Genomic DNA, 26431 nt, shown 5'->3' on the forward strand with positions numbered 1-26431 from the left:
AAAAAAAGCGCGGAAACGCCGGAAAGAAACAGGAGGAAACAACATGAACGGTACTCGTCGTACATTTCTGCAAGCCGGCCTGCTTTCGATGGCCTGGATTGGTTCATCAGTCCGGTTCGCGCTTGCCGAGGAAGCGCAAAAGCCGCTCCGCATCGGTATCCTCATTCCGGGATCGCGGGCCGACCACGGATGGATGGAGTCGGCCTACAACGGCATGAAGGCGGCCGAGCAGCGCCACGGCGACAGGGTTGCGATCACCTCCATCGAGAACGTCAAGTTCGCCGATATGGAGCAGGCCCTCGTCACGCTCGCTTCGAAGAACGACGTGGTCATCGGTGCCGCTGGGCAGACCCAGGCCTCGGTGCTGAAGGTTGCCAAGCGGTTCCCGAAGGTGAAATTCGCCATCGTCGGCCCGACGGGACAGCCGACGAACAACGTCGCGCAATACGACGTGCTGCAAGCCCAGATCGGCTTCATCGCCGGGGCGGTCGCCGCGATGATGTCGAAGAACGGCGCGGTAAGCTATGTCGGCGGTCTCGAGATTCCGGCCATCGTCAACACCGGGACGGAATTCGCGAATGGCGCCAAATACGTCAAACCGGATACCAAGTGCTTCGTGACCTATACCGGCGACTTTGACGACGTCGCCAAGGCGAAGGAAGCAACGCTCGCGGCCATCGCTCAAGGAGCGGACATTCACTACAACATCCTCAATCTCGGCGTGCGGGGGATGGAGCAGGCGGCGCGCGAGAAGGGCACCAGGATGATCGGGAGCTATTCCAATTATTGCTCCGACAACAATCCGCTTTACATCGCCTACACCGTCAGCGGCATCGGCTTCATGGTCGAATACGCCATCGACCAGGCGGTCGCCGGGACGTGGCACCCCGAATACAAGCAGTTCGGTCTCGCGATGGGGCCGCGTTCGGCCGACATCGAGATATGCACGGGAGCGACGCCGGAGGTCCTCGCGAAGATCAAGGAACTGAAGGACGACCTGCTATCGAACAAGATCAAGGTCAAGGTTGGTTGATCGTGGCTATTCTTGAACTGTCTGGTTTGACCAAGCGGTTCGGCGCCTTCACCGCGCTCGATAATATTTCGCTAGGTATCGAGCGCGGCGAGGTGCATTGCCTGCTTGGCGAAAATGGCGCTGGAAAATCCACTCTCTGTAACCTCATCTTCGGGGTGCACCGTCCCGATGCCGGCACGATGGTGCTGAGCGGCGAACAGTTCCAGCCTCGTGGCCCTGCCGAAGCGCTCCAGCGCGGCATCGTGATGGTGCACCAGCATTTCAGCCTGGTGCCCAACATGAGCGTCGCCGAGAATCTGATGCTTGGCCGGGCCAGCGCGGTGCTGAAGCCACAAGACATCATCGTGCGAATGGGGCAGCTCGCCGCAGAGTACGGGCTCGAAATCGATCCGGATGCGCTGATCGAGGACCTCTCGGTCGGAGAGCGCCAAAGAGTTGAGATCATCAAGTGCCTGCTTGGCGATCCGCGGCTGCTCGTGCTCGACGAGCCGACCGCGGTCCTGCAGCCGGATGAGATCGATGCGCTGCTGGCGATCTGCCGCCAGGTCGCTCTTCGCGGCAAGTCCGTGATCCTGGTGACCCACAAGCTTGGTGAAATCGGCCGGGTCGCGGATCGCACGACGGTGCTGCGGCAGGGGCGGATCATCGAAACCGTGACGATGGAGGGAGCGGATATGCGCGCCCTGGTGCGCTCCATGGTCGGCCGGGATGTCCAGTCGGCGGGCTCGGTGCTCGCGGCCGCCGTCGATATCGAGGGCAAGGTTCCGGCAAAGTCCGCAATGGACGCGGTTGATCCGACGTCTTCGGGCGAAGCCGTGCTGCAGATCTCCGACCTCGTCTATCGCGACGCGCATGGCTTGGCCAGGCTTGACGGCCTGAACCTGACGGTTGGGTCCGGCGAGATCGTCGGCATCGCGGGCGTCGAGGGCAACGGCCAGACCGAGCTGGGCTTGATCCTTGCCGGTCTTGCCTCGCCGAGCACGGGTGCGATCGTCGTCGGCGGCACGCCGGTCACCGATTGCACGCCACAGCAGATCACGGATGCGGGCGTCGGCATCGTTCCGGAAGACCGCCACGCGGTGGCCTGCATCAAGGAACTATCGGTCGCCGAGAATCTGTTTCTCGGCGCGATCGGAAAATTCAGCCGCTTCGGTCTGCTCGACAAGTCGGCGCGTCGCAAGGCAGCCGAAGCGATGATGCGCGAGTTCGACGTCCGCGCGAGCAGCCCGGACGTGTCGATGGCAAGCCTCTCGGGCGGTAACCAGCAGAAGGCCGTGCTGGCACGCGAACTCTCGCTCGATCCGCTGGTGTTTCTGCTCGCGGCCCAGCCGACCCGAGGGCTCGACGTCGGCGCGATCGAGGCGGTCTACAACCGTATTCGCGCCGCGCGCGACCGTGGCCTCGGGGTTCTTCTGATCTCCAGCGAACTGGAGGAGTTGATGGCGGTGTCGGATCGGATCGCGGTGATCTACCGCGGAAAGCTGGTTGGCGAGCTGTCGGCCGGGTCGTTCAGTCGAGAGGCGATCGGGGCAATGATGTCGGGGCATGCGCATGTCTAGATTGGCCGCAGTCATGAAGATTCCAAAGTTCGCCGAGGTCGCGCGAGGCGCCAGATTTGACGTCAGGCCGCTGCAGGTAATGGTCCCGGTGATATCGACCGTCATCGCGCTCGGAATCGGCGTACTGATCATCGCGTCAACCGGAGCGTCGGTCCTTGGAGCGATCGATGCCTTCTGGGACGGCATGGCGGGAAGCGATTTCAACATCGGCGCCTCGCTCAATCGAGCCATCAGCCTCGCGCTGGTCGGTCTCGGCTTCATCTTTGCCGGCCGCGCCAATTTGACCAACGTGGGGGGCGAGGGGCAGATCGCGATGGGCGGCATGTTCGCAACCGCTGCCGCCCTGCACGGCGCCGGTGACCTGCCGCTCGGACTGGCGTTCGTCGTGCCGCTGGTCGTTGGAACCGCCGCCGGAGCGCTGTGGGGCGGGCTGGCGGGTTTTCTCAAGGCTGCGCGCGGCACGAACGAGGTCATCAGCACGTTGCTGTTGAGCTTCATCGCCCTGCCGCTGGTGTACTGGTCCGTCGAGTCGTTTCACCTGCTGCGCAAGCCCATCAGCGACCTGTCGTCGCTGCCGGAATCTCCTGAGATTCCTGATACCACCAAGCTGCCATTGCTGTTTCCGGACAACGGATCTCCGCTCCACATCGGTCTGCTGATTGCGGCGGTCGCGGTCGTTGCCGTGTGGCTGGTGCTCAAGCATAGCCCGCTCGGCGTGCGGCTGCGCGCCGTCGGTCTGAACGCGACGGCCTCGAGGCGCGCCGGGATGCGCACCAGCCTCCACGTGGTCCTCGCCATGACGGTGTCAGGGGGCTTTGGCGGCCTGGCCGGCGCGATCATGATTCTCGGCCAGCAATTCTACCTGACCAGCGACTTCTCGTCCGGTTACGGGTTCGATGGTCTGGTTGTCGGCCTGCTCTCGCGCGGCTCGGCGGCCGGTGTCGTGATCGGAGCGCTGCTGTTCGGGTTCCTGCGCTCCGGCTCGATCAACATGGAGATATCGGCGAATGTCCCGTCGGCGGTCGTGCTGATCTGCCAGGGCCTCATCGTCATCATCATTGCGGGCTCCACCATCCTCACCAACCGAAAGGCGAGCCGATGATTGACGAACAGATGGCTGTGTTCATTGGTTCGGGGCTGCGCCTTGCGGTGCCGATCATCTTCGCCGCGACCGGCGAGATGTTGAGCGAACGCGCCGGCGTGCTCAATCTTAGCCTCGACGGCATGATGCTGATGTCGGCCTTTGCCGCTGCATTGACATCGTGGGCAACCGGATCGCCACTTGCCGGCGTCGCCGCCGGCGTGGTGGTGGCAACGGCGGTTGCCGCGGTCCAGGCCGTGCTGAGTGTTACGTTGCGGGCAAATCAACTTGTCGTGGGTATCGGATTCAATATCCTGGCGCTGGGAACGACCACATTCCTCTACCGCGAAATCTTCGGGCCGCTGTCGCGCGATCCAATTCCCGGCCTTGCGCAGCTCAATCTGCCATGGCTGGCAAGTATCCCCGTTATTGGACCTGCACTGTCGAGCCAGACCGGCCTGGCCTATGTCAGCATCCTGATGGTGATCGTGACGTGGCTGCTTCTCAAGTACACGTCGTTCGGATTGGCGGTCCGGGCAGTCGGCGAGGATCCGCGCGCTGCAGACAAGGCGGGAATCAGCGTGGCCAGGACGCGCTATCTCGGTGTGCTTTACGCCGGAGCGCTGGCCGGCCTCGGCGGGGCGTTCATGTCGGTTGCTGACAGCAATACGTTCACGGAGAACATGACCAAGGGTGCGGGCTATCTCGCAATCACCGCAGTCATCTTCGGCGGCTGGAATCCCTGGTACACGTTGGCCGCGTGCCTGTTGTTCGGCTTTGCGACGGCGTTGCAATTCCTGGTGCCTGCGCTGCAGCTGGATGTGCCCGTCGCGCTGCTGCTGTTGTTGCCGTACCTGCTGGCGTTGATCGCGATCGCGGGCTTCGTCGGAAAGGGCAGGCAGCCGGGGGCGCTGACGATCCCGTTCGAGCGCGGCGGCTGACACAGATAAATCCAAAACATCTGCAAAGGGAGGAAGGTCCGATGACGAGTTCCACTTTGGCAAAGGCCGCCGGATCCACGGCGCCCAGCACCGCCAATCCTCTTGGCTCCGCTTCGGGCTACAAATGGTTCGTCGACGACAACAACGTCAACATGGCGGTGGCGCCGCCACCGCCGCTCGCGGTCACGATCAACGCGCAGCCGCAAACGGTGACGCTGGATCTGCATCGCACCGTTCTCATCGTCGTCGATATGCAGAACGACTTTTGCGCCAAGGATGGATGGGTCGACCATCTCGGCGTCGATTACTCGCCGGATCGGGCTCCGATCGAGCCGCTGCAGAGACTTCTGCCGGTGCTGCGGGCTGCGGGCGTGCACGTCATCTGGCTGAATTGGGGCAACAGGCCGGATCTGAAGAACATGCCACCCAATCAGTTGCATTTGTACAAGCCCAAGGGCGTAGGGATCGGACTTGGCGAGCCCTTGCCCGGCAGCGGCGCGCGGGTGTTGCAGAAGGACAGCTGGGCGGCGGCCGTCGTTGACGAGTTGAAGCAGGAGCCGGAAGACATTCACGTCGACAAATACCGGATCAGCGGCTTCTGGGATACGCCGCTGGACAGCATCCTGCGCAATCTCGGGACGAGGACGATCCTGTTTGCCGGCGTCAACACCGATCAATGCGTGCTGCACTCGCTAACGGATGCCAATTTCCTCGGTTACGGTTGCGTTCTGGTTGAGGATTGCTGTGCAACGACATCGCCGGACTTCTGCGTCGAAGCAACTCTTTTCAACGTCAGGAAGTGTTTTGGCTTCGTGACGCATTCGTCGCAGGTCATGGAGGCGCTTCGGCAACCTTCGAGATAACCCCGATGGCATGTGAAACCATTCCGGAAGAAGCGAGGGCCTCGACGCGGGGCTGATCGCGTCGAGGCCCCCCATCCTGATGGTGGCAGAACCGACCCCAGCACCCTTGGAGGAGGCTGCGGGCCCGGTGCTGGGGTCATTGCCTGTGCGGGGTCGAGACCGAGACAGACAGCCAATCATGCCCCGATCCCTGATATGCGCATTTGCCTATGTGAATCGACCTCGAGAGGCCCGGAGGATGCCCGGTTCGGGCACCAGGCATCGCCCGTCCAATGTCTAGCGACTTGCAATTTCCGGTCTATCGCGCAAAGGACCTTCCAGACTGCTGCTTTTGGTCTCGGCGGTGCCCAGAACCGCCAGGATTGCAAGGGCGGCATATACCATGACGATCACGCCGATATAGAGATACGCCTGGTGAATGCCGTATGATTTCAGGATCAAGCCCGCGAGGATCGGGATCAGGCCGCCGCCATAGACTTGAGATATCTGGTATCCGGCACTGGCCCCGGATGCACGATAGCGGGTCGGGAAGTTCTCGGTGTAGAAGGCGGGTAGCGCGCCGTAGCCAAATCCGAAGACAAAGCCGAATCCGATGATGTCTGCAATCGTTGCCGGGAGCAATCTGCCGGTGCCGACCAGGTGGAAATATGGAATGGCAAAGACAAACAGCACGGCCGCCGCGACGATCAGGATCGCGCGTCGATTAATCCTATCCGCAAGCAGCGAGCCTATGATCATGAAGATCAGCATGAATGCTGCGGCGATCAACCCGATGATTTCGGGAGTTGAGCCGGAGAAGCCCACCGCCTTCATGTAGCTTGTGCCGAAAACGAAATACAGGAAGAACGCTCCGCCGAACATGGCATTCACCAGCGACGTGCGCAGGATGGTGAGCGGCATGTCGCGCCAGACCTGAGCGGCCGGATGTTCCAGCACGCTGTCCCGGGATCTGTGCTGCTCGAACACGAAACTGTCCTCGGTGCGGGTACGTATCACAATCCCGACAATGGCCACCACGAAACCGATGACGAAGAGAACGCGCCAGCCCCAGGCCACGAAGGCATCGGCCGACATGACCGATTTCATCAGGATGACCGAGCCAAAGCCGAGCAATAGTCCGATCGGTATGGCAAAACCCACCCAGGCGCTCCAGAAGGCGCGATGGCCGGAGCGTGCGGCTTGCTCTATGACCCAGGTTGAAGCCGTGCCGAACTCGGCGCCGAAACTGATCCCCTGCGCCAGTCGAAACAGGATCAGCAGCACCGGCGCCAAGATCCCGATCCGGTCGTAGCTCGGCGTGAGGCCGATCAGCAGCGTGCTGACGCCCATCAAGACAAGTGCGCTGACGAGCGCGTCCTTGCGGCCGCTTCGGTCGGCCAGATGACCAAAGATATAGGCGCCGATCGGACGAATGATGATGCCGATTCCATAGACGCTGATGGCGGCTGCGGCGGCCGCCAAGCCCGGAAGCTTGAAGAACAGGTCGCCCCAGACGGTGGCGGCGATCACGCCGGTGATGAGGAAATCATACTGCTCGATCACCGATCCGATGATGCTCGCAACGGCGACCTTGTAGATCTGGCGGTTCGTTGGACCTGCGGTTTCGTTCACCTGTTTGGTCCTCCACCTCTGGAATGCGTCCAACGTGCCTGTGTGAGGCAAGTTCCAAAGCCATCCCGGTCGAGACCGATAGCTGCCATCATGCGGCCGCGATCGATGTCTTGCGCCAGTTGATCAGGCCTCCGGCGAGGATGACCTCCAATTCCCGCGGCGTGAGATCGTGCCGTGCGGCAATCCGGCTGCGGCAATGGAACACGATGTTGTCGTCCTTCCGCAGGCTTCGACGCAAAGCGCTCGTCTTCAGTACGTCACCTTGTTGCAGTCGCTCGTAGTCGGACGGTTGGCTGAAGACCAGCGGCAAAACCCCGTAGTTGATCAGGTTCTGCCGGTGGATGCGAGCAAAGCCCCTAGCCAGGACCAGCCGGAGGCCAAGGTTGCGTGGGGCGAGCGCCGCATGCTCGCGCGATGAGCCCTGGCCATAATTGTCGCCGGCGACGACAGCGTGGCCCGTCGTTCGTCGAACTGCACGCGCGCGCTCCAGATAGCTGGGATCAATGCGCTCGAACGAGAAATCATCGATCTTCTGGATGTTCGACCGGTACGGAAGGACTCTGGCGCCTGCGGGCAGGATTTCATCGGTCGAGATGTCATCGCCCATCTTCAACAGGACGGGCAGGGCGACTTCCTCGGGCAGTGCGTCAAACTGTGGAAGAGAGTGGATGTTCGGGCTCTTGATCAGTTCCACGCGGCGGCCCGGCTCAATCGACGGGGGCGGTTCAAGCAATGGGGACGTGATCGTCCCTCGGGCCTTCGGCGCGAGCTTCGGATATGGAATGGTGACAGAGCGAGGGTCGGTGATCCGGCCTGCGAGCGCCGACGCTGCCGCGGTTTCGGGAGAGCACAGGAAAACGGAGTCCTCGCGGGAGCCCGATCGGCCCGGAAAATTGCGTGGCGTGGTCCGAAGCGAGTTCCGGCCCATGGCCGGCGCTTGCCCCATTCCGATGCAGCCGTTGCAGCCGGCCTGATGAATACGAGCTCCGCTGGAAACGAGAGCCTGGAGATGGCCGTCTGCGATCAGGATATCGAGAAGGTCGCGCGATGTCGGGTTGACATCGAATGACACGTGTGACGGAAGCGCCCTTCCGCGAACGATTTCGGCGGCGATTGCAAAATCACGCCAGCCGGGATTGGCAGACGATCCGATGTAGGATTGATGAATCTCCAGCCCCTCGATATCGCTGACTTTCACCACATTGCCGGGGCTCGACGGTTTCGCGATCAGCGGCTCGAGGCGCGACAGGTCGATGCTGTCGTCCTCTTCGTAGTGGCAACCGGGATCCGCCTTGAGCTCCCGCCAATCGGAGGCACGGCCTTCGAACTCCATGAATCGGCGGGTCTCATCATCAGACGGGAAGACGGATGTGGTCGCGCCGAGCTCGGCGCCCATGTTCGCGATAACGTGGCGATCCATCGCCGAGAGCGAGTTCAATCCGGGGCCGGAATATTCGATGATCCTGCCGACACCTCCTGCGACGCCGTGCCGGCGCAGCATCTCCAGAATGACGTCCTTGGCACTCACCCAATCCGGCAGCTTGCCGGTCAGGTGAACGCCGAACACCTTCGGCATCGCGAGGTGAAACGGCTCTCCGCTCATGGCAAGAGCAACATCCAGTCCACCCGCGCCGATCGCCAGCATTCCCAGAGAGCCCGCCGCCGGCGTATGACTATCCGATCCGAGCAGCGATGTGCCGGGCCTGCCAAAGCGCTGCATGTGAATCACGTGACTGATACCGTTGCCCGGCCGCGAATACCAAACGCCGAAGCGCCGGCATGCGCTCTCCAGGAAGGCGTGATCCTCCGCGTTGAGATTGTCGATCTGCAGGATGTTATGATCGACATATTGGGCGCTCAGCTCGGTTCGAACCCGATCGAGCTGCATCGCCTCGAGGGCCAGCATCACAAGTGTGCCCGTGGCATCCTGGGTAAGCGTCTGGTCGACCCGGATTGCGATCGGGGAACCGGTCCGCATCGTCCCGTCAACGAGATGGGCCAGGATCAGTTTCTGGGCAACATTGTGGGGCATGTCCGAACCTCGATGCGGGCTTCATGGGAGCGTGGCTAAAATTCGCCAAGGCCGCATAAAGGCCGCGTGCGATGCGGGCTCATTCCGGATCGCCCGCTGATGCTATCGCGACCTGGCGCGATATCGATCGGGGCGACAATCGCGGCGCCTGATCGACAACGCTTGCCTCGAGAGGCTCGTTCCTGCCTGGAAAGGCTACTTAAGTTCAATGGATGGCCGCGCGTCGGCGATGAGGTCAATCGAGCTGGAGCGGCGTCAAGGGTTCACCTCTCCGCGGTAGGGAGAGGTGAACCGAAACCTCACCGCTTCAGTGCGCCTTCGCGATGTAAGGGCAACCGCCTTCGTCGAGCGGACGGAACGCCTGGTCGCCCGGCACCGTCGCGAGATACTCGTAGAGATCCCATTTGCTCTTGGACTCTTCCGGCTTCTTGATGCGCATCAGGTACATGTCGTGGACCATGCGGCCATCCTCGCGCACGACGCCGTTCTGCGCGAAGAAATCATTCACGGGCGTCTTGCGCATCTGCGCGATCACGGCTTCCGAATCCGTCGAATTGGTCGCAGCGACCGCCTTGAAATAGTGCCGCAGCGCCGAGTTCACGCCGGCCTGGTAGGCCGTCGGCATCGCGCCATGCCGCTTGAAGAACTCCTGCGCGAACGCGCGCGTCTCGGGCGTACGATCCCAGTAGAAGGAATCGGTGAACAGAAGATCATGCGCATGCGCGAGCCCGAGCGCCGGTACGTCGGTGAGCGTCACCTGCAACGCGACGAGCTGCATGCCTGCGCGGATATTGAACTCGTCGGCCTGCGACACGGCATTGCGGAAGTCCGAGCCGGCATTGGCGAGGGCGAGGATTTTGGCGCCGGATGACTGCGCCTGCAGCAGAAAGGAGGAGAAATCGGCGGTGTCGAAGGGATGGCGCACCGCGCCCAGCACCTTGCCGCCGGCTGTTGTCACCGCCTTGCTCGCGTCGCGCTCGAGCGCCTGGCCGAAGGCATAGTCCGCCGTGAGGAAGAACCAGGGCGTGCCGCCCCGCGCCACCACGGCCTTCGCGGTCGCGTTCGAGGAGGCATAGGTGTCGTAGGTCCATTGCACGCTGGTCGGCGAGCATTGCTTCCCGGTGAGGTCGGACGAGCCGGAGCCCGAGATCAGGAACAGCTTCTTGCGTTCGCGCGTCACGGTCTGGATCGCGAGCGCCACGGCGGAGTTGACGCCTTCGGCGATCACGTCGACGCCCTTGGTATCGATCCAGTTGCGCACGATTCCGGTCGCCACGTCGGGCTTGTTCTGGTGATCGGCGGAAATGATCTCGATCTTGCGTCCGGCGACCGTGCCGCCGATTTCCTCCGCCGCCATTTGCGCCGCGATGACCGAACCGGGGCCGTTGCCGTCGGCATATTGCCCGCTCATGTCGGTGATGATGCCGACCCTGAGCACGCCGTCCTCGGCCCGTGCAGCCGTCGCGGCAAACGAGAGATGTGCGGCAACAAGCGCCACCAGGAAATGGACTGACGAATTCTTTGTCTTGGACATTTCGTTCCCAAAGGTTTCGGATTTTTCAGATGTCACCTGAAGGAAACGCGCAGCACCGACAACCCCTTCGCAGAGCATGGCGCTCTGCAAATCCGTGCGAGAAATTCCGGGAGAAAGAATGATTGCGAACGACTCAGCTCGATGACGAAGGCAGGCCTTGCGAGGCTTGTTCGCGATAGAATTGCAGCAGGCGCGCGCCCTCGGGCGAGAGCCAATCGGCCGCGCCGGTGATGTAGCCCTCGATCTGCATGCTCGGGCCGACCAGATAGGTGATTGGCATGCCGACGAGCTTGAAGAGCGCGTCGGACGAGCCCTTCGGGGGAACGGCCGCGCCGTAGGTGTCGACGTAGCAGCTGAGATCCGGAACGTTCACGCTGCCGAGAAAGCTGCGGATTGCCCTGATGTCGCGTGTGTCCGTGCAGATCGCGCAGGCGTCGAGCGCGTCGCGGCGCTGCCGGCCGAGGCTCGCGATCGTCGGCAGATCCAGCCGGCAGGCGGCGCACCAGGTGGCCCACAAGTTGATGAGCGTGATCCGTCCCGGCTTCGGTGCCAGCAGCACGTCCTTGCCGCGCAAATCCTGCAGCCGCAACGACGGCATCGTCGTGCGTGGCCTGACCACGGTGAACTGGCTGCGTCCGGTCTCGAACACCGGCGGCCAGTCCCGTTCGCCTGCGCGCGTCGGGGGCGCACCGAGAGTGGCGAGCGTGAGCGCGGGCGCCGCCATCAGAAACGATCGCCGGGACAGCGTTCGGCCGGCGGCCTTGCTCCCGTCATGCATGGACATAGGCCCAGCCCCTGAGCTGCAAATCGACCACGCGCCCGATGCCGAACGGCACCAGCGCAGCGCCGTCGATCAATGGAATGACGATGCGCTCGTTGGCCTCGGCGATCGCCTTCGAGGAGGCGCACGCGCTGTAGGTCAGGTTCGGCAGCGACTGCCGCAGCGCCGCCAGCGGCTCGGCGAGCGCGGTCTTGTCGGCGCGAAACAACTCGATGCCCTTGCCGTTCGCCACGACCTCGATCTGCAATCGCTTGCCCAACTCGGCGAAATGCCTGGCCAGATTGGCCGAGTAGCTGATCGCGTGCCCCATCACGGTGGGCTCGTTGCTCGCGATCAGGATCACGACGCCTTGGATGAGGCGATCCTCCTTCGCCGCCGCTGCGGGAGATGTCGCCGCGGTGAGGAGGGATGCACCGGCGAGCAGGTCCCTGCGGGACCAGGTTGATGGAGAGGAGATCATGCCGATCGCTACCGCCGTCCGGCTACGCCAAACTCAGAACGGGCGCGGAGCGATTGGCAGGATGCGGCCGCGTCCCCACAGCACGAACAGCGCGAGCGCCAGCAGGACCAGGTTGAGCGGGGTGACGGGCGCCTCCCCGCGGGAGACGTGGAAGGCGATCGCGAACACCTGCAACACCGAGCAGCCGAGCGCGGCCAGCACCGTAAGGTTCGGCAGGATCCGGGTCAGCGCCGGCAGCAGGATTCCGATTCCGCCGGCGAGATCGATCAGGCCGATGATACGGACGAATGCTTCGGAATGCTCGCCGGTCCATGGCATCATTGCCGCGAGCTGCGGTATTGGCGTCAGCGTCTTCACGAGGCCGGCCGCGACGAAGGTGAAGAAGAGCAGGCCCTGGGCAACCCAGAGGCCGATCCGAAGGGCGCGTCCGGACGGGGCGGTTTCGATTGATGTCGACATGGCGATCTCCAATGTTGAGGTTGCCGCCATCTGATAGTTTCTATCCAATTGATCATTATGTAGGATAGGATGAGTTCATTTCTCCTATGTTGATGATCCGATGGATACGCTGACCAGCATGAGGGTGTTTTGCCTGGTCGCGGAGCTGAAGAGCTTTGTGGCCGCGGCGGATCGCCTGAACATTTCTCCCGCCATGGCGAGCAAGCACGTGATGCAGCTCGAGAAGCGGCTCGGCACGCGGCTCCTGAACCGCACCAGCCGGCGCGTCAGCCTCAGCGAGAGCGGCGCGATCTATTTCGAGCAGACCCGCCCGATGCTGGAGTCGCTCGACGAGGTCGAGACCGCGGTCAGCAAGGCGACGGTCGTGCCGCGCGGCATGCTGCGGCTGACTGCGCCGGTGTGGATGGCCAATCCGGGATTCGCGGGTATCCTGGCTGATTACCAGGTCCGCTATCCGGACGTGCGGCTGGATGTCGATCTCAGCGGACGAATGGTCAATCTGGTCGAGGAAGGTTTTGACCTCGCCTTGCGCGCGACCGGTGCACCCGATCCGGCGCTGATCGCGCGGCCGATCGCCAGGGTCGCGTTCCGCATGGTGGCTTCGCCTGCCTATCTCGATCGCGTCGGGCGCCCGACACAGCCGACGGACCTGTCCGGGCAGGCGCTGTTGCACTACGCATTGTATTCGCCGGGCGAGAGCATCTCCTTCCAGGGCGAAGGCGGCACGCAGACCGTCAAGTTCAATCCGGTCCTGCGCAGCGGCAACGAAACGCTGCTGCATCTGGCCGCGCTGAGGGGCATGGGCCTCGCTTTCCTGCCTCAATGGCTTGTTGCCGACGACCTCGCGGCCGGCCGGCTCGTGCACATCCTGCCCGAGCAGGTGATCTTCGAGGGACGGTTGTTTGCGGTCTACCCGAGCCGAAAATATCTCTCCGCGAAGGTGCGGACCTTCATCGACTTCATCGCCGCCGACAAGCGGCTGAGATGACGGGGCCGTAGCAGTATCGGCGCGACGCCGCTATCCGCCCTCGGGCAGGTCGAACTTGATGCCCTGGGCGAGCGGCAAAGTGCGGCCGAAATTGACCGTGTTGGTTGCGCGCCGCATGTAGGCCTTCCATGCATCCGAGCCGGATTCGCGGCCGCCGCCGGTCTCCTTCTCGCCGCCGAATGCTCCGCCGATCTCGGCGCCCGACGGTCCGATATTGACGTTGGCGATACCGCAGTCCGAGCCGCGTGCCGACAAGAAGCCCTCTGCTTCCCGCAGGTCATTGGTGAAGATCGCGGACGAGAGGCCTTGCGGGACGGCATTGTGCAGATCGAGCGCCGCATCGAAGTCGTCATACTTGATGACATAGAGGATCGGCGCAAACGTCTCGTGCGCCACCGGGCCGCACTGTCCGGGCATCTCGACCAGCGCCGGCCGGACGTAATAGGCCTCGGCGGCGTTCTCTAAAGCGATGCGGTCGCCGCCGATCACCTTGCCGCCGGCGGCCCGTGCGTCCGCCAGGGCGGTCTGCATCGACGCATAGGCCGCGCCGTCGATCAGCGGCCCGACCAGATTGCCGTCCTTGAGCGGATTGCCGACCGGAACGCTCTGGTACGCACGCTTGAGGCGCGGCAGCAGCGTCGCGTAGATGCTCTCATGGACGAACAGGCGGCGCAGCGTCGTGCAGCGCTGCCCGGCGGTACCCATCGCGGCGAAGGCGACGGCGCGCAGCGTCAAGTCGAGGTCCGCGGTCGGCGTGACAATGGCCGCGTTGTTGCCGCCGAGTTCGAGGATGGCGCGGGCGAAGCGTCTTGCGAGTCGCGGCCCAACGGCGCGCCCCATTGCGGTCGATCCGGTCGCCGACACCAGCGGGACTTTGGGGTGGTCGACGAGAATCTCGCCGATCTCCCGGTCGCCGAGCAGAATCGCGGACAACCCGGCCGGCGCTGCGCCGCCGTCCTGGACGAAGCGGGTCACTGCACGCTCGAACAGCCCCTGTACCGCCAGTGCGGTGAGTGGCGTCTTCTCGGACGGCTTCCAGACCAGGCTGTTGCCACACACCAGGGCCAGCGCGGCGTTCCAGCACCAGACCGCGACGGGAAAGTTGAAGGCCGAGATGATGCCGGTCACGCCGAGCGGATGCCAGGTCTCCATCATCCGGTGCTCGCCGCGCTCCGTGGCGATGGTCAGGCCGTACAGTTGACGGGACAGGCCGACGGCGAAGTCGCAGATGTCGATCATCTCCTGGACCTCGCCGAGGCCCTCCGCCGCGATCTTGCCGACCTCGATCGAGACGAGCCGGCCGAGCGCCGGTTTGTTGGCGCGCAATTCCTCACCGAGCAGCCGGACGAGCTCGCCGCGCTTCGGGGCTGGAACGAGACGCCATTCGAGGAAGGCCGCGTGAGCCCGGTCGATCGTCGCCTGCGCTTCTGCGGCGCCGACATTGTCGATATGGGCGATGATCTCGCCCGTGATCGGCGATCGCGTGGCGGTCGTACCGCCGGTGTAGCTGATCCGCTCGACGCCAAGCTGTGCGAGCAGCGCGTCGGTCTCGGCTGCCAGGGATTTGCTGACGGGTGCTTGCTTGCTGGACGCGACGGTCACGAGTAGGCCCTCTTGGCTGATGGATCCTGATGTCAGCTCAGTAGCGCCGCTTTCGGTCGAGGGACAGGCCCGTCCACGCGGTCAACACTGGACTTTTTTGACGAAACGTCAATAATTTCCCATCATTTTGTACCTTAATGGCGATTTGGAGGGGAAATGGCGCGGCCGGTTGATGCCAGGAAGGACCAGGCTCTGATCAACATCCTGACCGCCAACGCGCGTACGTCCGTATCCGAGATTGCCAAGGTGCTTGGCGTGTCCCGCGCCACGGCGCAGGGGCGAATAGCAAGACTGGAGCGGGACGGTACGATCGCCGGCTACACGACCGTGTTGGGCAAGGAAGACCACGGCACGACCATTTCGGCGATCATCCTGATCGAGCTCGAGGTCAAGCAGCAAGGAGGCGTCATCGCAGCGCTGCGCAAGAGGACCGAAGTCGTCAATTGCTACACCCTGAGCGGTCCGTTCGATCTCTTTGTGAGGCTGAGCTGCGCCACGTCGGCCCATCTCGACGAGGTCATTGACTGGATCGCCGAGATGGACGGCGTCAGGCGCACCACCTCGTCCATTCTGCTCGCCAGGAAGTTCGAAAGGTAGACGCGGGCGGCCGGCGCGGCTGGTCACGAAATCCGGTTTGCCTTCGAGTCGCAGTGTTTCACTGCGGAATGTCACAATATTATTCCTATAGCCGGCGCTTTGGATATTTATGCCGCGACTATGCGCCGCGACTATCGAGAAAGGAGCGATGGGCCTCCTGGCTGCTTCACGAGAGGTTCTTGCAATGGCCGGCTTGCAGAAAAACATCGCTGTACTCGGCGCGGGCCAGATCGGCGCAGTCATCGCCGGGATGCTGGCGGCGCAGGGCCACCGGGTCACGTTGGCGGATGCGTCTCGAGCGAGACTTGCCTCGAATGCCGGACCGGCGATCCCGACCAGGGTGGTGGACGCCGCGGACCATGACGCGCTGCGCGTCTTCCTCGCCGGGCAGGACATCGTCGTCAGTGCCTGTCCGTATTTCCTCAACAACGGTATCGCAAGGGTCGCGGTCGAAACCGGCACGCATTACTTCGACCTCACCGAGGACGTTGCGACGACGGCCTATATCAGGGAGATAGCCGCAAGCGCCGAGGTCGCGCTGGTCCCGCAATGCGGCCTTGCGCCCGGCTTCATCTGCGTGCTTGGTGCCGACATGGCGGCCCGCTTCGAGACCGTGAAGACCATCAAGATGCGAGTCGGCGCGCTGCCGCTCTACCCGACCAATGCGCTCCGCTACAACGTAACCTGGTCCGTCGACGGCCTGATCAACGAATACTGCAATCCGTGCGAAATCATCCTTGATGGCAGGCCGGTCCTGGTACCGCCGCTCGAGGGGGTCGACAGTGTCATGATCGACGGCGTGGCCTACGAGGCCTTCAATACCTCGGGTGGTCTCGGCACTCTCACCGAGACGCTGGCCGGCAAGGTACGGGACATGAGCTACAAGACTCTGCGCTATCCCGGTCATGCCGAAATCATGAAGCTGCTCCTGCAGGGCCTCGAGCTTGCCGGTGACCGCGATACGATGCGCCGAATCCTCGATCGTGCCGCACCGTTCACGCGCAGGGATGTCGTGGTGATCTTCGTGACCGGTGTCGGCGAGCGCAACGGCCGCACCGAAGAAGACAGCATCGTGCTTCGCTATGACGGAAGGCCGGAACTCGGGGCGATCCAGCTCACGACAGCGGCGGGCTGCGTCGCGATGGTCGAGCTTTTCCTGCTGGGCAAGCTGCCGGACAGGGGATTCGTGCGGCAGGAGGACGCGAGCCTGTCCAACTTCCTCTCGACGCGTGCAGGCAGCCGTCTGGTCAAGGAAGCCCGTAGTTCCGAGACGAGCGATCTTGTAGGGTTGGCAAGCAAGCGGGCCGCCGCCTAGCGCCGCTTCGGAGAGCCGGGATCAGGTCTGATCCCGGCACAGCCATTTCAATTTGGGGGGACTATGGTTACTCGTCGTCAAATCGGATCGCTGGTCGGGCTCGGCGCCGCAGCCGCAATCATTGCCGATTCGGCCGGATCGCAGGCCGTCGCGGACAACGCACCGGCACCCGGCGAAAGCACATTCGCGCAGATCCGACGGACGAAAAAGCTGCGCATCGCGGGGATCGTCGGGACCGAGCCCTATTATCACAAGGATCTCGCCACCGGGCAGTGGTCCGGCTTTTGCGTCAGCATGGCAACCGACCTCGCCAAGGCGCTCGAGGCGGAGGTCGAGATCATCGAATCGACCTGGGGCAACTCGGTGCTCGATCTCCAGGCCAACAAGATCGATATCATGTTCGGTCTCAGTCCGACGCCGTCACGCGCGTTGGTCGTCGAATTCACGCGGCCGATCATGAACAACACCTTCACGATCATCGCCAAGCCGGACTTTGCCGCAAGGTCGTGGGAGGATCTCAACAAGCCCGAGATGCGCGTTGCGGTGGACATCGGCTCGACCCACGATCTGTTCGCGCGACGAACCATCCCCAAGGCGACGCTGGTCGCCCTCAGGACTCCCGACGATGCCGTGCTGTCCTTGCAGTCCGGGCGGGCGGATTGCCTGATACAGGTCGCGATGTTGTCCCTCGTCACGGTCAAGAAGAACCCGCGGCTCGGCAAGGTCTCCATCCCGACGCCGGTCTCATCTCAGCCGACCTGCTGTGGCGTTCGCGTCGACCTCGATTCCCGCTTCCGGACCTATGTCGACAACTGGCTGGAATACAATCGCTCGCTCGGCGCGTTGCGCGAATGGATCATCTCCAGCCTGTCGCTGGTTGGTATTCAGGAGCAGGACATTCCGCCGGGGCTCCAGTTCTAGGCGCGCGCGGCGTGCTTCACTCACCCGGGACCAGGTGCCCGACCGGCGGAGCCGCCACGCGGCGATGCCGGCGGCGCGACAAATGGAGCAAGAGGCCGGTTGCCGCGAACAGCGGCATCAGCGCGGCTGCCAGCATGAAGGCGAGCTTGCCCGGCCATCCGAGGATGGCACCGCGGTGGATATCGAGCACGCTGGCGAGGATGCGCTCACCGAACGTCCTGTCGTAATAGAGATCCGCGGATATCAGGCGGCCGGTTGCGGCATCGATGCGGAATTCGTCGCGCGCGGTGTCGAGCGAACCGCCGCGCGGCCAGGAGCGGACACGCACCACCGTGCCTGCGCCGGCCGGCAGCGTCAGGAGTGCCCGTGCGTAACGGTCGCCCTGTTCGCGCAGGAAGGTGGCCCAGACGCGATCGAAGCCGAGCGGTTTGGCGGCGTCAGCGATATCGGTCCTTGCGCCTGCGACGCCGCGCGGCGCTTTCGGCTGCATCGGTGCGGCCGATGGCGAGGGGCGCGCCAGCAGCCATTTCGCGCCGTCCTTGTACCATTCGAACGAATAAGTCAGGCCGGTCAGCGTTATCACCAGATAGACCGGCAGCACCCAGGTGCCGATCACGGCATGCAGCGATCGGTGCAGTCCGCGGCCGCGCAGCGAAAGATTCGGCTTCAGCCACACCTTCACACTGGTGGCGCGGTGTGGCCAGCGCAGCACCATGCCTGACATGAGCATCAGGATCAGGCAGATCGCGGCGGTCCCGGTGATGGTGCGGCCGTAGCCATTGCCGTCGCCCGGCAGCAGCAGCCAGCGATGCAGCTTGCGGACAGTGGCGAAGAAATCCTCGCCGCGCGGCGAGCCGAGCACGTGCCCGTTATAGGGATCCGCATAGACCGATGACGGCTGCGCGCCGCCCTCGCTGCGGGTAAAGCGGATGCGCACAGCTGCAGTCGGATCGGCCGGCATCGTCACCGCTGACACCTTGCCGAAGTCGCCGGCCGCCTCGACCCGCGCGACCAGCTCGTCCGGCGAGAGCCGCTGCGCCGCGCTGGCGTCGACATGCGTCAGGTCGCGGTTGAGGCTGGCCTGGATCTCGTCCTCAAAACTCATCGTCGCGCCGGTGAGGCCCACCACGGCCCACAGCAGCGCCAGCGCCAGGCCGGCGATGGAATGGACCTGCAACAGCGCACAGATCAGAAGATGGGGCCGACCCTTGTCGGCTGGATTTCGATGGTCTCCGGCAGGCCGGCCATCAGTGTAGGCAGTCACTTCTCGATTCCAGGTCAATGCATTTCGTTCGCGATCGCGCCTCTAGCAGCCGCGGATGACGAAAAGAACCGCCTCGGAATTGAATCCCTCTAAGCAGTAGCGCAGTCATGCGTCACAGTGCGCGTATCCATCTGCGCGACGCATGCGTAGAATTCGTCGGCACGCCCCGTGAAAAGGCACTAGCGCCGACGTGTCAAACGAGAACAATTCCAGGCGCGTCGGCGACCGACGCGTGTCAATTGGCCGCGAGGATGACCGTCCGCGAGCCGATCGTTCCCGCGCTCACCCCCTCGCGCGCCATCGTTTCGATCGCCGTCCAGTTCTCGCGAAAGATCTTCGCGGCCTCGTTGGCACTGTCCGCCTGGATCGTCAGACTGCACGCGCGTCTCGTGCCATTGCTGGCAAACTGGAAGTAGAAAATAAATCCAGACGATTCCGCGCTCCGTGCGCCCGACGGTCCCTGCTGCATGAAGCCATTTCCCCAAATCAATTGCCTGCGACCCACCGCGGGCAGGATTGAACCGGGATGCGGCACAGTCGTGATTCAAGATGGGCAATGTGACCGATCGTGCATTTTGTCGTGAAGTGTTGCCGGGATTCAACACTCGACGGAACCTTGAGAACGCGGACGCGCGAAAGTGAGCGTCTGATCACCCCTGCTTGGCGGAGCATCTTATGTCGCTTCGCCGTCTGGATGCACCATCAGGGTTTCCTGGATCGCCGTGGCGAGCATCGCTCCGTCACGATCATGGATACGCGCGATCGACAGGCCTCGGCCGCCATCGGCGCAGGGGCTTTCGGATTCCACGTGCATCCATGCATCCGGGGAGAATGCGCGGTGAAACCAGATGCAATGGTTGAGGCTCGACAGATAGAGCGGCTCGCGGGACTGCAGAGCACGGAGATGGTTGCCGACGCTGGAGAAGTTGAGCCACCAGTCCGAGAGATAGGCGAAAACGGCGGCCTGCGCGTGGGAGTGCGCAGCGAGCGGCTGCCGGCTTTTCAGCCAGAATCGCAGCCGCGGTTGCGCGGTCGCAGCCGACAGCTGGCGCTCGACCTCCGGGATTCGAAAGTCCATGCAGGGCTTGATGTGCCGGGAGTAGGGACCGAGCGGCCGTAGCTGTGCCATCAGTGCCTCGGGGATCATGGTCAGATCCGGCAGGCGATCGGGATCCTCCGACGGTGCGAACGGTGCCGCGTGTCGCGGTCCCGGTTGCGGCGCGCAAAAGGTGGCCTGCGCACTCAGGATCGTGCGTCCGTCATCCTGGGTGCCAATGACGTGGCGCGAAGAGAACCGCTTGCCGTCCTGGAGCGCCTGGACGTCGAAGGTGATGCGCTGGTCGGGATCAGCACCGCGCAGGAACAGCAGCTGCAGCATCGCCGCCGGCCGAGCCTCGGGGGCGCTGAGCGTTGCCGCCATCATGGCCTGCCCGAGGATCTGGCCGCCGTAGGACCGTCCGTTGAGATTGGCGTCACCGAAGCGGCTGCGATAGCGAAGCCGCGCGACCGGCTCGAGCGACACCAGCGCGGCGACATCCGCGCCGTCCCACGGATCGCAGGCCGTCACGTCCGCCGCCATGACGTCGGTCACAGGGCCGGGAATTTCTGCGGCCCCGGATACAGCGGATAGCCGGCGGCCACGCCATATTCGCTGATGCCAAAGCCGGTCTCGCTGCCGCTCTCGAGCCGGACCACATGGTCCGACAGCGTGCGCGCGATCCTGCGCGTCGCCGCATCATCGAGGTTCCAGACGTCGTGCGCGGCATCGCTCTCGCCGCGATCGTCGCCGTGGGTCCAGCCCTGCAACCCGCCATACATTCCGGCCTTGAGATAGAACCGCGTCGGCAAACCATGCATCCTGACGTGACGCGGGTCGCCGCGATCGAAGCCGAATGTGTAGTCGGCCACCGCAATGGTCTGGCCGAGCGGATCATCGGCCCATTCGATCTTGTGCTCGACCGAGGTCACCTCGCGGTGTGAAACCGATCCGTCGGCTTCACGGCGGAATTCAATTCCGGAGAGGTAGTGAGCTTTTCCGGGCGCGCGCTCCTTGAGGAAAACCGACAGCGCCGACCGCTCGAACTGGAACATCGACCAGGTCCAGAGGAAACTGCGGTGGGTCGCCACCGGCGGCCGCGCCTCGTCTGTGCGCATTTCGGAACGCAGGCCCCAGGAACGGTCGCGCTGCCCCCACCACGTCTCGGGCGTGACCTCGTAGCGCCGCCCGTCGACAGCGATCCATCCGCGCCAGCGGCCGAACTGCGCGACGCGCGCGAGGTCCTCCTCGACGACGCCGTTGCGCTCGCGATAGTTCTGCTTCTCCTGAGCCGCCGGAAAGCTCGCCTTGAACTCGAGCTGGAAGCTGATCCCCGACGGATTATCGGCCAGCGACAGCCGGTGCAAGCTCATCCCCTCGATGATCTCGATCCTGAGGCTGCCAACGGCGGTCTCCAGTGGCCGTGTGCCGAGCCGGCGCGAGGCGCGGAAATTGTGCTGGCGGCGGCCGACGGTCACGCCGGCAAATCCGTCCATGACGTTGCGGTTGGGATAATAGCCGAGCCCGATATCGATCAAGAGCTCGGTTCCGTCGATCGGGTGCGCAGTATACCAGTAGCGCTCGGTGAAGCGGATGTCGCCACCGCCTGCTTCGGCAAAGGTCCGCGGCGTCTGATGGCCGATCAAATCGTCCTGGGCTGTCAGCATTGTTCTTGTCCTTTTGTCGAGCCGCCTCGGTCAGTGCGCTGTGTTTTTTGGGTCAGTCCTTGGCGGGCCCGGCGCCCACGATGTCGCCGAACAACACCCAGGTCTTGCCGTCGAACCGCGCAAAGCGGCGTTCGGTAATCGCCGCGTAGTCCTGTGGCGTGGTCTGGATGGTGATGCCGGGAAGCAGCATCGGCAGCGCGATGCCGCTCAGATTGGTGGCCTGCTTCAGCACGTTTTCCCGCGTGAGGTCGTCGCCGCAGCGTTGCAGGATGATCGCGCCGAGCTGCGCGGTGGTGTAGCCGGTCACTGCGATCACGTCGTTCGGGTCCATGCCCGGCAGATACTTCGCGACGAAAGCGAGATAGTCGGTCATGCCCTTGTCATTCGCCCATTCGGGATCGTTCGGCGTCTTGTAGGACGTCGTGGTCAGGATGCCGGTGGAGGCCTCGAGCCCGGCCGGCACCAGCACGCCGGCGATCGAATTCGCCGTCGAGCCGAGGAAGATCAGCGGCTTCCATCCGAGCTCGTGGATCTTGCGGATCGCCATCGAGGCGAACTTGTTCTGCGCCGCGATCAGCACGGTGTCGGCGCCCGATGCCTTCAGGTTGACGATCTGCGAGTCGATCGTGGGCTCGGTCGACTGGTATGTCGCCTCCTTGACGATCATCGCGTCGGCCTTGGCGCCCAACCCTTCCTTCAGGCCGAGCACGAAATCCTTGCCGATATCGTCGGCTTGCAGCAGCACGCCGATTTTCGCGTCGGGCTTCTCGCGCAAGACGTAGCGAGCGATGATCCGGGATTCGTTGACGTAAGTCGGCGAGTAGGGCGTCGTCCAGGGGAACTGCTTGGGGTCGTTCCAGCGCGTGCCGCCGCTCTGTACCAGAAGCTGCGGCACACCATTGGTGTTGAGATATTTCTGGATCGCCGCGTTGGTCGGTGTGCCGAACGGCGCCATGATCGCGAGAACCTTGTCGTTCTCGACCAGCGCGCGTGTCACCTCCACCGTCTTCGGCGGGCTGTAGGCGTCGTCACGGGTGAGGAGATTGATGTGGCGGCCGTTGATGCCGCCCTTCTCGTTCAGCATCGCGAAATAGGCCAGCATGGTCTTCGGGAAGCTCGCATAGATCGAGGCCGGGCCGCTGTAAGGCGCGTTGGCGCCCAGCGTGATCTCGGTATCCGTCACACCCGGACCGTAGGCTTTCTCGGCGCGTGCCGCGCCAAGGCCAGTCGCGAGCGCGAACGCCCACACCGCAAATGTCACAATCGGCTTTCGCATCGTGCCTCCCAATGGCCCTCTTCGCGGGGCTCGCTGATCCGGCGATGGCGCCTCCAGAGGCTTTACCCCTCGCAACGGCTGTGTAATAATAGACCGTCCGTTCGGATTATCAACTGATTTCTCCGGATCGAGATCAAACGGCCGCGGCGAGACGGAAAATCCGCGTGCATCGGCCGCCGTAAGTGTCGAGGAGGAAACATGAAGCTGACGCAGGCTCTCATTTCGGCGGTGCAACTGCGCAGGAATTCGCCGGGCACGATCCACGCGGGGCGGTCGAGGACCTGGGCCGAGATTGGCCGGCGCGTGGCGCGCGCCGCCGGCGGGCTGCGCCGGCTTGGTGTGGAGGCCGGCGATCGCGTCGCCATCCTTGCCCACAACAGCGATCTCTATATCGAGGCGCTCTACGCGATCGCCTGGGCTGGCGCAGTCGCGGTGCCGCTCAACACCCGCTGGGCGGTCGCGGAAAACGCCTATGCGATCGACGACTCCACGCCGAAGCTGCTGTTGGCCGACAGGACCTTCGCCGACGTCGCAGCCGGACTGAAGACTGCGAAATCGCTCTCCGCGATCGTTTACCTGGACGAAGGGGCGGTGCCGGACGGTATGCAGAGCTACGACGCGCTGATGGAGCACGGGCCGATCGAGGATGCCTCCGGTGCCTACAATGATCTGGCCGGCATCTTCTACACCGGCGGTACCACGGGATTCCCCAAGGGCGTGATGCTGTCGCACGCCAACATCGTCTATGAATCACTGGTCTGGATCTACGCCCTGCGCTTCAGGGAGGACACGCGCTATCTGCATTCGGCCGGGATGTTCCATCTGGCAGGGACCTCGCCGATGATTGCGCTGACCCTGGTCGGCGGCACCCATGTGACCATACCGAAGTTCGAGCCCGAACTGGCGATGAAGACGATTGCCGAGCACAGGGTGGATTACTGCCTGTTCGTGCCGACCATGCTCAACATGATGCTCAATCACCCGTCGTTCGGGAGCTTTGATCTCAGCAGCGTCAAGGATTGCGAATATGGTGCGTCGCCGATGCCCGACGCGCTGCTGGTCAAGCTGATGAAGGTGCTGCCGGGCTGGCGCTTCCACCAGGGTTACGGCATGACCGAGAGCGCGGCGCTGGCAACGATCCTGCCGTGGGAATATCACGCGCTGGAAGGACCGCTGGCGGGAAAGCGCAAATCGGCGGGGCGTGCGGCTCCGGGTGTCGAGGTCCGCGTCGTCGATGCCGCCGGCAGCGAAGTGCCGCGCGGCACGGTCGGCGAGATCGCGATCCGCGGCGCCGGCGTTATGCTGGGGTATTGGCGCAAGCCCGAGGAGACCGCGCGCGTGCTGCGCAACGGATGGCTGCACACCGGCGACGGGGCGTGGATGGATGAGGACGGCTTCGTCTATATCGTCGACCGCCTGAAGGACATGATCGTGTCCGGCGGCGAGAACGTCTATTCGGGTGAGGTCGAAAACGCTATCTTCCAGCACGAGCATGTCAGGGAATGCGCGGTCATCGCTGTTCCCGATCCGCAATGGGGAGAGGCGGTCCACGCGATCGTCGTGCCGAAGGATGGCGCGACGCTTGATGCGGAAACGATCATTGCGCACTGCCGCAACCTTATCGCCGGCTACAAATGCCCGCGGTCAGTCGATATCCGCCTCGAGCCGCTACCGCTGACCGGCTCGGGCAAGATCATGAAGTCGGCGCTGCGCGAGGAGAAGTGGCGCGGCTATGCGAGGTCGGTCAACTGATGCAGGACGCCACAACCCGAACCGACGGCTCGCCGGCCCCTGGGCCCGTGCGCGGTCCCGATACCGTGGACGACGATACGGTGCGCGCCGCGCTCGGCCGATATCTCACGCGGACATCCGGACACCGGACCGAGATAACTCATTTCTCGCGCAAGTCGTCGGGCTTCTCCTGGATCACGTTCGGCTTCGAGGCCCGCTCGGCATCCGGCGCTGATCGCATGCTGATCCTGCGCGTCGGCCCGCCGAATGGACTGTTCGCGCCCTATTCGGTGCAGCCCCAGGTCCATGCGCTGCAGTCGCTGGCCGGGACTGGTGTGCCGGTTCCTGCCCTGGTCGCGTTCGAACAGGGCGGCGCGGAGATCGGTCATCCTTTCTTCATCTGCGAGCACATCGAAGGCGCCGTTCCCGCGCCCTGGGCCGCGAGCATGCTTGCCGACGGCCACAAGCGCGCGATCGCCCTGCAGTTCCTGAGCATCCTGGGCAAGCTGCATCGGATCGACGCGCGCGCGACGCCGTTGGCGACGCGACCGGACAAAAGCGACGAACGCGCCGAGGTCGGCGCTGTCGCAGCCTGGCGAGCCTCGCTGGCGCGTCCGACCGCGCGCTACTATCCGCTGCTCGATTGGGGCGGCAAATGGCTGCAGGACAATTGCCCGTTGCCGCCGCGCCGCACGATCGTGCATGGCGACTACCGGATCGGAAACTTCATCGAACGCGACGGCACGATAGTCGCGATCCTCGATTGGGAGCTCACCCATGTCGGCGACCCCCATGAGGATCTGGCTTGGGCGCTCATGCCGACCTTCAACGCCAGGAGCCGAAAGCTCTATGGCGTGATCGAGCGCGCCGAAGTGATCGATCTCTATCAGCGCGCGTCGGGGATCACGGTCTCGGCGCGGAGCCTCGCATTCTATGAGGCGTTTGCCTTGTATCAGGCCGCGGCGATCCAGATGTGCGCAGTGCGCGCTTTCGAGGTCGATCGATTCAACGATATGCGGATGGCAGTCATGGCGAGCCAGATGCCGTCGATCATACGCGCTTTCGAACGCGCGCTGGAGGCCGCCGCATGAGCACGTCTTACGAACGGCAGATCGACGGCATCATCGAAGCGTTGCAGGCCCATGTCCTGCCGAACAACGCAGATGACTTCATCCGAGGCCAGGTGTTCTCGGTGATCTTCGCACTGAATGGGCTGAAGCTCGCCGCGGACTGGAAGGCCGGACCGCTGCTGCAGCAGGTGCGGGTCCAGGACGATGCATTCGCTGCGGTCAGACGACTGGCGGACGGGATGGCTCATCCGGAGATTCCCGCGGCGCCGCGTATCGAGGGTGACATCGTCGATGCCGCTCACATCGAGGGCTTGCGGGACGATGGCGATCGGCTGCTCGGGCAGTTGCTGTTGTGGGCGACAGGCGAGGGCGTCCGCGCGGATAATCCGCTTGCGGCGAGCGAGATCGAGCGGCTGCTGCGGGGCTCGATCTGCGACCAGCTCAAGGTGGAGCTCGCAACGACGCCGAAGTCGATGCTGCAGCAGATCGCCGGCGGCGACGGCGACAAGGCAGCAACTCCGGGCTGAGATTCGCCTCGCGGGGGATCCTCGCAGACCTTACGCTTGCGATCAGCCGGCTTGGTTGAAGATGCTTGCCGGTCTATCGCGAA

General features: G+C 63.8%; 24 protein-coding genes. 12 read left to right on the forward strand and 12 right to left on the reverse strand.

Annotated elements, in window-relative coordinates; translation table 11 throughout:
• Positions 1 to 43: 43 nt before the first annotated feature.
• The 5 genes from JQ586_RS05190 to JQ586_RS05210 are packed head-to-tail and all read left to right on the forward strand — an operon-like array spanning position 44 to position 5477.
• A complete protein-coding gene (locus tag JQ586_RS05190) occupies positions 44 to 1033 on the forward strand; it encodes a BMP family protein (RefSeq protein ID WP_212393409.1) in 990 nt (329 codons plus the stop codon).
• Between the two features lie 2 nt (positions 1034 to 1035).
• Positions 1036 to 2592, forward strand: coding sequence for an ABC transporter ATP-binding protein (locus JQ586_RS05195; RefSeq protein ID WP_312016929.1), 1557 nt, complete (start codon positions 1036 to 1038; stop codon positions 2590 to 2592).
• Positions 2593 to 2605: 13 nt separating this feature from the next.
• Positions 2606 to 3694 (forward strand): ABC transporter permease, encoded by a 1089-nt coding sequence (locus JQ586_RS05200; RefSeq protein ID WP_212393411.1) that lies wholly within the window; start codon positions 2606 to 2608, stop codon positions 3692 to 3694.
• Positions 3691 to 4614, forward strand: coding sequence for an ABC transporter permease (locus JQ586_RS05205; RefSeq protein WP_212393412.1), 924 nt, complete (start codon positions 3691 to 3693; stop codon positions 4612 to 4614). Before JQ586_RS05200 ends, JQ586_RS05205 begins: the two co-directional genes overlap by 4 nt.
• 41 nt (positions 4615 to 4655) lie before the next feature.
• The gene (locus tag JQ586_RS05210; protein WP_249147282.1) at positions 4656 to 5477 is read left to right on the forward strand and encodes a cysteine hydrolase family protein; all 822 of its coding nucleotides are present in this window, start codon (positions 4656 to 4658) and stop codon (positions 5475 to 5477) included.
• A 276-nt stretch (positions 5478 to 5753) separates the two neighbouring features.
• Here JQ586_RS05210 and JQ586_RS05215 read toward each other — a convergent pair whose 3' ends face one another.
• The 6 genes from JQ586_RS05215 to JQ586_RS05240 form a co-directional block, all read right to left on the reverse strand.
• Positions 5754 to 7088, reverse strand: a complete 1335-nt coding sequence (locus JQ586_RS05215) for an MFS transporter (protein WP_212393413.1) — start codon at positions 7086 to 7088, stop codon at positions 5754 to 5756.
• Between the two features lie 88 nt (positions 7089 to 7176).
• Positions 7177 to 9120: an aconitate hydratase gene (locus tag JQ586_RS05220; protein WP_212393414.1), complete on the reverse strand. Its 1944-nt coding sequence runs from the start codon at positions 9118 to 9120 to the stop codon at positions 7177 to 7179.
• A gap of 307 nt (positions 9121 to 9427) precedes the next feature.
• A complete protein-coding gene (locus JQ586_RS05225; RefSeq protein WP_212393415.1) occupies positions 9428 to 10654 on the reverse strand; it encodes an ABC transporter substrate-binding protein in 1227 nt (408 codons plus the stop codon).
• A gap of 133 nt (positions 10655 to 10787) precedes the next feature.
• Positions 10788 to 11438, reverse strand: coding sequence for a TlpA family protein disulfide reductase (locus tag JQ586_RS05230; RefSeq protein WP_249147285.1), 651 nt, complete (start codon positions 11436 to 11438; stop codon positions 10788 to 10790).
• On the reverse strand, positions 11425 to 11892 hold the full coding sequence (locus JQ586_RS05235; protein WP_409410961.1) for a hypothetical protein: 468 nt from the start codon (positions 11890 to 11892) through the stop codon (positions 11425 to 11427). Before JQ586_RS05235 ends, JQ586_RS05230 begins: the two co-directional genes overlap by 14 nt.
• Before the next feature lie 36 nt (positions 11893 to 11928).
• Complete coding sequence (locus JQ586_RS05240) at positions 11929 to 12354, reverse strand: DoxX family protein (RefSeq protein ID WP_249147286.1); 426 nt, start codon at positions 12352 to 12354, stop codon at positions 11929 to 11931.
• A gap of 100 nt (positions 12355 to 12454) precedes the next feature.
• Here JQ586_RS05240 and JQ586_RS05245 point away from each other — a divergent pair, with 100 nt between their 5' ends.
• The gene (locus tag JQ586_RS05245) at positions 12455 to 13342 is read left to right on the forward strand and encodes a LysR family transcriptional regulator (RefSeq protein ID WP_212393418.1); all 888 of its coding nucleotides are present in this window, start codon (positions 12455 to 12457) and stop codon (positions 13340 to 13342) included.
• 30 nt (positions 13343 to 13372) lie between these two features.
• On the opposite strand, the gene JQ586_RS05250 is transcribed toward JQ586_RS05245, so the two are convergent.
• Complete coding sequence (locus JQ586_RS05250; protein ID WP_249147342.1) at positions 13373 to 14902, reverse strand: aldehyde dehydrogenase family protein; 1530 nt, start codon at positions 14900 to 14902, stop codon at positions 13373 to 13375.
• Between the two features lie 198 nt (positions 14903 to 15100).
• Between JQ586_RS05250 and JQ586_RS05255 the strand changes: the two genes are divergently transcribed.
• From JQ586_RS05255 to JQ586_RS05265, 3 genes are all read left to right on the forward strand, one after another.
• Positions 15101 to 15541, forward strand: a complete 441-nt coding sequence (locus JQ586_RS05255; protein WP_212393419.1) for an Lrp/AsnC family transcriptional regulator — start codon at positions 15101 to 15103, stop codon at positions 15539 to 15541.
• A gap of 184 nt (positions 15542 to 15725) precedes the next feature.
• A complete protein-coding gene (locus JQ586_RS05260; RefSeq protein WP_212393420.1) occupies positions 15726 to 16856 on the forward strand; it encodes a saccharopine dehydrogenase family protein in 1131 nt (376 codons plus the stop codon).
• Between the two features lie 63 nt (positions 16857 to 16919).
• Positions 16920 to 17777, forward strand: a complete 858-nt coding sequence (locus JQ586_RS05265) for a transporter substrate-binding domain-containing protein (RefSeq protein WP_212393421.1) — start codon at positions 16920 to 16922, stop codon at positions 17775 to 17777.
• Positions 17778 to 17793: 16 nt separating this feature from the next.
• Here the strand turns inward: JQ586_RS05265 and JQ586_RS05270 are convergent, their stop codons facing one another.
• From JQ586_RS05270 to JQ586_RS05290, 5 genes are all read right to left on the reverse strand, one after another.
• Positions 17794 to 18969 (reverse strand): PepSY domain-containing protein, encoded by a 1176-nt coding sequence (locus JQ586_RS05270; RefSeq protein WP_212393595.1) that lies wholly within the window; start codon positions 18967 to 18969, stop codon positions 17794 to 17796.
• A gap of 307 nt (positions 18970 to 19276) precedes the next feature.
• Positions 19277 to 19510, reverse strand: a complete 234-nt coding sequence (locus JQ586_RS05275) for a hypothetical protein (RefSeq protein ID WP_212393422.1) — start codon at positions 19508 to 19510, stop codon at positions 19277 to 19279.
• A gap of 204 nt (positions 19511 to 19714) precedes the next feature.
• Complete coding sequence (locus JQ586_RS05280; protein ID WP_212393423.1) at positions 19715 to 20632, reverse strand: acyl-CoA thioesterase domain-containing protein; 918 nt, start codon at positions 20630 to 20632, stop codon at positions 19715 to 19717.
• A complete protein-coding gene (locus JQ586_RS05285) occupies positions 20629 to 21744 on the reverse strand; it encodes a hypothetical protein (RefSeq protein WP_212393424.1) in 1116 nt (371 codons plus the stop codon). Before JQ586_RS05285 ends, JQ586_RS05280 begins: the two co-directional genes overlap by 4 nt.
• A 52-nt stretch (positions 21745 to 21796) precedes the next feature.
• Complete coding sequence (locus JQ586_RS05290; protein WP_212393425.1) at positions 21797 to 23020, reverse strand: ABC transporter substrate-binding protein; 1224 nt, start codon at positions 23018 to 23020, stop codon at positions 21797 to 21799.
• Between the two features lie 198 nt (positions 23021 to 23218).
• On the opposite strand from JQ586_RS05290, the gene JQ586_RS05295 reads away from it, so the two are divergent.
• Genes JQ586_RS05295 through JQ586_RS05305 form a run of 3 tightly spaced genes read left to right on the forward strand, consistent with a single transcriptional unit; the run spans position 23219 to position 26348 of the window.
• A complete protein-coding gene (locus tag JQ586_RS05295) occupies positions 23219 to 24772 on the forward strand; it encodes a long-chain fatty acid--CoA ligase (protein ID WP_212393426.1) in 1554 nt (517 codons plus the stop codon).
• A complete protein-coding gene (locus JQ586_RS05300) occupies positions 24772 to 25842 on the forward strand; it encodes a phosphotransferase family protein (RefSeq protein ID WP_212393427.1) in 1071 nt (356 codons plus the stop codon). Before JQ586_RS05295 ends, JQ586_RS05300 begins: the two co-directional genes overlap by 1 nt.
• Positions 25839 to 26348: a hypothetical protein gene (locus JQ586_RS05305; RefSeq protein WP_212393428.1), complete on the forward strand. Its 510-nt coding sequence runs from the start codon at positions 25839 to 25841 to the stop codon at positions 26346 to 26348. The genes JQ586_RS05300 and JQ586_RS05305 overlap by 4 nt, the downstream gene beginning before the upstream one ends.
• Positions 26349 to 26431: the final 83 nt, after the last annotated feature.

The sequence above is a fragment of the Bradyrhizobium jicamae genome (genome assembly GCF_018130215.1).
Lineage (GTDB): Bacteria > Pseudomonadota > Alphaproteobacteria > Rhizobiales > Xanthobacteraceae > Bradyrhizobium > Bradyrhizobium jicamae_A.